General features: G+C 68.8%; 1 protein-coding gene. It reads left to right on the forward strand.

The features are described 5' to 3' along the window. Nucleotides 1-1,051: 1,051 nt before the first annotated feature. The coding region (gene potA / locus FVW27_RS14530; protein WP_167126425.1) for a polyamine ABC transporter ATP-binding protein at nt 1,052-1,863 on the forward strand (812 nt) is incomplete at its 3' end.

The following is a 1,863-nucleotide window of genomic DNA, read 5'->3' on the forward strand; positions in this document are numbered from 1 at the left end:
GATCTCTCGCAACGGCGACATCCTGCTGCTGCACATGAACAAGCCCAATGCGGGCAGCGGCGCGGGGCTGCGCGCCGCCCTGCCGGAACTGCTGCGCCGCGGGGTGCGCTTCGTGCGCCTGTCGGATGCGGTGCCCGATGTTGCGGGGCCTGCGGGGGCGCGGTGACACAGAACCGGGGCGCCGATTCCGTGATCGCGCGTTCTCCTGTGGGGCAGGGGAGCGCGCAGGGGTGTTTTTTTGCTTGTCACCCCGCCCCCCGCATGGCACACAAGGCCCGAACGACCACCTTCCAGCCCGCGCCCGCCTAGGGCGCGCGGCCAGCCCCCGACCCGGCGCATGACGTCACTCACCGACGCCATTTCATGACGCCACTTCATGCCCACCATGAGGGAAGACGAACGCATGATACGCTGCTCGCAGGTCATCCTTTCATCCCGGCCGGTGCACCGGGTGCGCAATCTGGGGCTTCGCCGCTCCGGAAACGCCCGAACGCCCGTGGCCGGCGATGCCGGCCCCTCGGCCCCGGCGCTCCGGTAACCGGCGCGCCCTGCATCCCGCAGCGTAGCGGTTTCGTCCCCATCCACTCCCCGAAGCCTTGCCGTGCCGGTTTCCGGTGCATGCGCCCGGCGCCCCGGCATCGTCCGCGCCGTTTCCCCGTACAGCCGCCCGTGGCGGTGTGCAGCGGGGGCGGCGGATGCATGCGGCATCCGGCCCCTGGCGCCCGGAGGGCATCGGGATGCATTTTCCGGAATCACGCATCACAGACTGTGCGGCATGGGCCGCGACACGGCTCGGCTCCCGGACGAATATCGGGCGAGTATCCGGCCAGGCATTCGGCCACCATCTGGACGGTTGAAAGGCCCGCCATACGGCCCGACCCGGTCCCGCATGTGACCGACCGCAGGCGTTGCGCGTCATGCACGCATACGGTCTCCGGCCCCTCAGGCCCGGTCGATTGGCAAGGCGCCGGGCCGCGTACGGCCCAGGCGAAGGTTCCGGCCCGCAAGGGCCGCCGGGGGCAGCCCCCGACCACGCAAGCAAGAGGCGACGATGGCAGAACAGGATCACATCATCGAGTTGCGCGGCGTCACCAAGACGTTCGAAGACACCGTGGCGCTCGATTCCATAGACCTCACCATCCGCAACGGCGAGTTCCTGACCCTGCTGGGGCCGTCGGGCTGCGGCAAGACCACCATCCTGCGCCTGCTCTCGGGTTTCGAGCAGCCCACGGCGGGCGAGGTGCGCATCAACGGCCAGGTGGTCAACCGGGTGCCCCCGGAACAGCGCCAGGTGAACACCGTGTTCCAGAACTACGCGCTGTTCCCGCACATGACCGTGCGCGATAACGTGGCCTTCGGGCTGAAGATGCAGGGCGTGGCGGCGGACGAGACGGCCCGCCGCGTGCTGGACGCCCTGCGCATGGTGCATCTGGAAAACTTCGCCGACCGCAAGCCCCGCCAGCTTTCCGGCGGGCAGCAGCAGCGCGTGGCCATTGCCCGCGCGGTCATCAACAACCCGTTGGTGCTCCTGCTGGACGAACCGTTCAGCGCGCTGGACTTCAAGTTGCGCAAGCAGATGCAGCTTGAAATCAAACACTTGCAGCGGCAATTGGGCATCACCTTCGTGTTCGTCACCCACGACCAGGAAGAGGCCTTCGCCATGTCCGACCGGGTGGTGGTGATGAACGAGGGCCGCATAGAGCAGATCGGCGCGCCCAAGGAAATCTACGAGGAACCCGCCAACATGTACGTGGCGCGCTTCGTGGGCGACATCAACGCGCTGCCGGGCCGCATCGACGCCGTGCGCCTGGACTGGTCCGCCGCGCCGGGCACGCCGCTGGCCCCACCCGCGCCAGGCACCCC

Origin of the sequence: Nitratidesulfovibrio liaohensis (assembly GCF_011682075.1) — a bacterium.
Taxonomy (GTDB): Bacteria; Desulfobacterota; Desulfovibrionia; order Desulfovibrionales; family Desulfovibrionaceae; genus Cupidesulfovibrio; species Cupidesulfovibrio liaohensis.